This window comes from Arthrobacter sp. P1_B4, assembly GCF_056406555.1.
In genome coordinates this window covers 1-5,213 of record NZ_JBFTZW010000141.1, presented here as the reverse complement: position 1 = coordinate 5,213, position 5,213 = coordinate 1, and the positions used below count along the sequence as shown (strand labels likewise).

The 5,213-nt window shown below is 62.4% G+C and carries 4 protein-coding genes; 1 reads left to right on the top strand and 3 read right to left on the bottom strand.

Annotated elements, in window-relative coordinates; translation table 11 throughout:
- The first annotated feature begins 325 nt into the window (after positions 1-325).
- Positions 326-1,612 carry a flavin-containing monooxygenase gene (locus AC1D1W_RS19780; protein WP_476944592.1) on the top strand — a complete coding sequence of 429 codons (1,287 nt, stop codon included), beginning with the start codon at positions 326-328 and terminating at the stop codon, positions 1,610-1,612.
- 22 nt (positions 1,613-1,634) lie between these two features.
- Here the strand turns inward: AC1D1W_RS19780 and AC1D1W_RS19775 are convergent, their stop codons facing one another.
- From AC1D1W_RS19775 to AC1D1W_RS19765, 3 genes are all read right to left on the bottom strand, one after another.
- Positions 1,635-2,402: a hypothetical protein gene (locus AC1D1W_RS19775; RefSeq protein WP_476944591.1), complete on the bottom strand. Its 768-nt coding sequence runs from the start codon at positions 2,400-2,402 to the stop codon at positions 1,635-1,637.
- Between the two features lie 850 nt (positions 2,403-3,252).
- Positions 3,253-4,311: a hypothetical protein gene (locus AC1D1W_RS19770; RefSeq protein WP_476944590.1), complete on the bottom strand. Its 1,059-nt coding sequence runs from the start codon at positions 4,309-4,311 to the stop codon at positions 3,253-3,255.
- Positions 4,312-5,213: AAA family ATPase (locus AC1D1W_RS19765; RefSeq protein ID WP_476944589.1), on the bottom strand; the 902-nt coding region annotated here is incomplete at its 5' end.

Sequence of the window (5,213 nt, the reverse complement as noted above, 5' to 3'; positions counted from 1 at the left end):
GCCCTACTCCTTTTTGTGTTGTCGAAGACAAATATTGCCGCCCCACCGACCACCAGCAACAGGACGATCACACCAAAGAAGATTTTGGTTCGTCGATTCATGACCTTTCCCACTCCTTCTGAGTAGAAAATCCTGCAGGGGGTCAGAGGACCGTTGCTTGCCCATGGCCATAGGAAAAAGGTAGCGGTCCGCACTCAACCAGAACACCCTTGACGAACACCACGCTTGGGGTCCCAAGCCGGCGCCGGGCACCTGTACGTAGCGAAGCTGCGGGCATATCCTGCCAACAAAGCCAGCCCTGCACCTTGGCTACGGGAGAAGAACCATGGAGACCCCGACGGCCGCCCGACATGCGGCTCCGCAAAGCGTCAACACCCTTATCATCGGGGCCGGGCAGGCTGGCCTGGCCACGAGCTACTGGCTAAGCCGGGCCGGCGTCGAACATCAGTTGCTGGAACAGCGCGAAACGCTTGGCGGGGCGTGGCAGGACCGGTGGGACGCGTTTTGCCTGAACACGCCGAACTTCTCGCTCGCGCTGCCCGGCATGCCGTATGACGGCCCCGCCCCGGAAGCATTCATGCTGCGGGATGACCTGATCGGCCATTTCCGGCACTATGCGGAGAGCATCGACGCCCCTGTCCGAACAGGAGAGGATGTCACGCGTATCGCGCCCGCGGATGGCGGCGGCTTCGACGTGGCCACAACCCGGGGCAGCTGGCGGGCCCGGAACGTGGTGCTCGCTACCGGCGGCTACCAGCAGCCGAAAATCCCCGCGCTGTCGGCGCAACTGCCCAGCCACATCCTGCAACTTCACACCGACAGCTACCGCAACCCGAGCCAACTGCCCGACGGTGCCGTGCTCATCGTTGGCACCGGCCAGTCCGGCGGCCAGATCGCCGAGGAACTGCTCGCCGTCGGCCGCGACATCCATCTGGCGGTGTCCACGTGCCCGGAAGCACCGCGCCGGTACCGCGGCCAGGACCTCCTCTATTGGATGATGCAGCTTGCACAATTTGGCCCCGACTACGGACTGAACGGCCTCACCGTGGGGCAGTTGCCCTCCCCCGCGGCGAGGTTCGTCTGCAACCCGCTGGTGTCCGGCGCCGACGGCGGCCACGACATCCACCTGCGGGACCTCGGCCGGCGCGGCGTCCGGCTGCACGGCCATTTGGAAGCAGCCGACGACGGCGACCTCGTCTTCAGTGATGACCTTCCGGACCGCCTGGCCCTGGTGGAGGCGGCGTTCTACCAGCGGATGAAGCCGATGTTCGACAGCTATATTGCCGCCACCGGCCGGTCGGCACCGGAGCCGGAGCCGCCGCGCAGGGACGATTGGCTTCCTTCGGAGCCGGCGCGGCTGAACCTCGAAGCCGCCAACGTCACCTCGGTCCTCTGGGCCACGGGCTACCGGCTGGACTTCAGCATCCTGGACATCCCAGTGCTGGACGAATGGAACTACCCCCGGCACCACCGCGGCGTCACCGAACACCCGGGCTTGTACGCCGTCGGATTGCCGTGGCTGACCGGGCACGGCTCGTCCATCGTGGCGGGCGTGGGCCGCGATGCCGAATACATTGCGCAGCACATCGCCGGCAACATCGCCGCCCGGTGAAGGCCACGTTCCGGAGGGGTGGCTACCCAGTGCAAGGCCGGTCGAAGTCCACCGGCGCGGCCAGGCCGGCCGAGTTGAACCACTCCCTGGCCCATGCCTGGACCGAGGGTATCGCGAGTTGCTCGGCAACAAGCTCCGGCGGCCCGTCGAACACGGATTTCCCCTCCTCCAGAAGGTCCCCGGTGCCGCTGCCGGCGAGGAGCCCGAAGAGCGCAGGCTGGTCGAGGAAGGGAAGCGTCCCGCCGTCGCCGTCGGTCAGCACGCCCCAGCGCGAGGTGAACAGCGAAAACTCCTCCGGACGTTCCCCGTGGTCCGCCACGAGCGGGCAGGCTTCGCCGTCGAGCGGGATCCGCCGGTAGTTGGGCTCCGTTTCGTCGAGGGCCATCAGTTGGACATCGTCCAGCCACGAAAGCCAGACCGCTGTGCACTCTCCCATCAGCGGATACGGGGCGGCGGCGATGTAGCCGGCCTTGCTCACGTGGGCGGAGTGGCCAACGGCGATGTTGAGGACCTGCCCCCGGACCAGCGGCAGGACCGCGCTGACAGGCTGGTGGTAGTTGGCGAATTTCTGCCGCATCACGTCGGCGCTTGAATTCGAACCGATGGACACCACCAGGGAACGGGCTTCCAGCGGTGCCGCCCTGGCTTGCGCGAGGGCTTCATCCAGGCCGGCAGAAAGCTCAAGGGGCCGGAAGTCATTGCCGTCCATGACACCCGAGGCCACGGGCGGGTCCCACGGATACAGCAGTGGATCGAGATGGCCGGCGCCGCCGGCCCCGCTCAGTCCCATGGAGTCAGCCGGGCGAAGCCGTCGGCATCGTGATGGAGACTAATCAAGGTGGCCCGCTTTCGTGGCTCGGGACTTCCATTGTCTCGCACTTTTGGGGGAACGGACCTTCGGAGTTTAGGGAGGCGACCAGCCAGCGCCGTTTCGGTGCGAGGCCATTCCTGAAAGTGGGCGCCGGGCCGGCGGGGCTGGCCACGAGTTACTGGCTCACCCGGCACGGCGTGGAGCACTAGGTGCTGGAGCGGCGGGATGCTCTGGGGGCGCGGCAGGACCGGTGGGACTCGTTCTAACCGAACACGCCCAACTTCTCGTTCATGCTGCCGGGGCTGACTTACGACGGTCGTGACCCCGATGCCTTCCTCGCATCCACCTCGATCCTAGTTACGGGTGGTCGCGCCGAACCCGGTGTCGTTCTCACTGTGTCCGTCTGATGCGCTGTTGTTCAGGCCTTGAAGCATCGATCTGCTACGTCGACGCTGCAGGTCGTAGTCCACTCGCACAACGTAGGGATCCGGGATACAGGTGGCAAGTTTCGGGCGCTCGACGCGAGGTAAGCATAATGAGCGCAAAGCGATCCACGCTCGTGCCGCTTTCTCATCGAACTGGCTGCCGACGATCCCGATTTCGTTGTCGGCTATGAACGTTGCAATCTGTGATCCGTTCACGTTTATCATACCGCTCTCCTCGAGCAGCTTCCGTCAGTCGCGGCTGATCGTCCCAGTAGTGAAGAAGAGGTAAAAGATGGAATCGCAGACTCTGGTCGGCGAATAACGGCCACAAGATGTGTCGCATTAAGAGCCGGGGTAGCCGGGCTGCGACGGCGTCGTTTTGCGCGAGGCTCGTGAGGAGTGGACTAGGAGACGACAAGCGACCTGGACGACGGCGCGGCCTCTAGCCATCTTGCGGCGTCTTTGTAGACGTTGAGCTCGCTAGGCATGTAGCCGTAGGACCACTTCATACCCTCGCGCTTTCTGACCGTGGGTTCACAGAGCATGTCCACTCCCGCGTTGATGTCGATTGCGGCAATGTCCCCAAATCTAATATGCCTATCGTGAGGGCGTTCACCACGCGGCTCGGCTAAGACAACTTCCAATCTCTCGATCCTTTTTGTCTCTGTTCGTGTCCAGACGTCCCGAATCATCGCCGCAGTCTGCTGTGCCGACCATCGGCTCTTGTTTTCCCGGTTGTCATGACGACGGCGTTGCCCAATGAGCTTCACGCTGGCTCCCGGCAATAGAGCGGAGTCTAGACGTTCAAGGAGCCAGGAGACGTGCTCAGGTGTATCGCGCCGGCGATTCTCATCGGCGGCGTCCCACATTCGATGAAAGACATAACGATCAGTGATGACCACGTTGCGTGTGCACTGCGCCAAAGGCGCTAGGACATGTGACCAAAATTCTTCCCGCGGCGCGCCATACCTGTGCCTTCCTCGGCGCTCCATGTCCTCCAAGGAACGGATAATCTTTCCTTCAGAGAGTGTGATGGGCGTGGCCACCTCCAAAGCAGCGCCTTCGAGGACCCCCGATTCTTGTTCATCGAGTTTCATGTTTGGCGAGAGCTCCTCGCGGACAACCACAATTTTCGCCTTATGCTTCCATTCGACGTAGAGATCTTGCAGGGACGTGAGCGAGGAGAGCGGGAACTCCACGGGAGGATTGCTTACTCTGAGCCGCGACTTCACCGCAAAGTCAGCGATGACAGCATTCCAGACTTGGCGGCTCACTGTCGGGATTCCGTCCCCGGCTCGAATCGAACGGCTGAACGCATTTTTCTCATGCTCGCTACCAAAGACAAGCACCGCATGCTTCATAAGCAACTCAGTAAATTCTCGATGGTGCTTCCTCTGATGCGACGGCGGCCCCTGGGATAGATCCCCGATGGCCTCCGCGGACAAGGCAATAGTCGCAAGCATTCAGTGGCCCTCTCCGAATATCTCGTCCAGCCGCTCCTCGAAAAACCCCTCCGGCCATTCGTCCAGAAATTCGCCGTCCTCGCTCAGCCGGATGCGCAGCACGTCGGCACGACCCGAAGCGTCTTGGTCGACGTACAACACGGCGACGTCAGCAGGCGCGAGGGAACCYTCCCGGATCCGGCGCTGCACGCGCAACATGAGGTGTTCACTGTGGGTTTCGACGATGAGTTGGTTGCCTTGCCCCTCGGCAGAAGAAGACGCGATAAGCAGGTCCGCGAGCCGCGCTTGGAGCCGCGGGTGGAGGTGAGTCTCGGGCTGCTCGATGCATACCACGGAGTCTGTCTCTGCCAGTAGCTTGACGACAATCGGAAGCATCTGGCTGACACCATATCCAACATCAGCTGGCGTCACCTGCACACCCGAGCGGGTATCGGTTAGGGCCATAACGACGAGGTCGCCCACTAACGATGCCACGCCTGCCTGAGCCTCAATGGGTAGCATCTGGAGGTCATAAGGAACTTCCAGGTGCGTCAGCCACTCATTTACGCCTTCGACGACGACGCTGTTGTTGTAGAGAAGCATGGCAGTGTCATATCCGTCTCCCGGTCGATCTCCGCTGGAGGCGCGGTCGTAGTAGCGCTTGGGGGCTGAGCGGAGCGGACCGAGATACGTAATTCCGGCCAGTAGTGCACGTACCTCGGATCCAATTCCGGCCAAAAGTCGTGCCATCCGATTGGTGTACGACATATCCGTGGAGCGCTGACGCTCCGGATAGGAGCTTAGAAACGTCTTGCTGTACTCTACTTCGGCCGATGGCAGTAGACCCCCAGCGACTATCGTGAGGTCATGCTCTCCTATCTTCTGGAAATGCTTTACGGCTGCTCGGACTCGGCTCTCGCGAG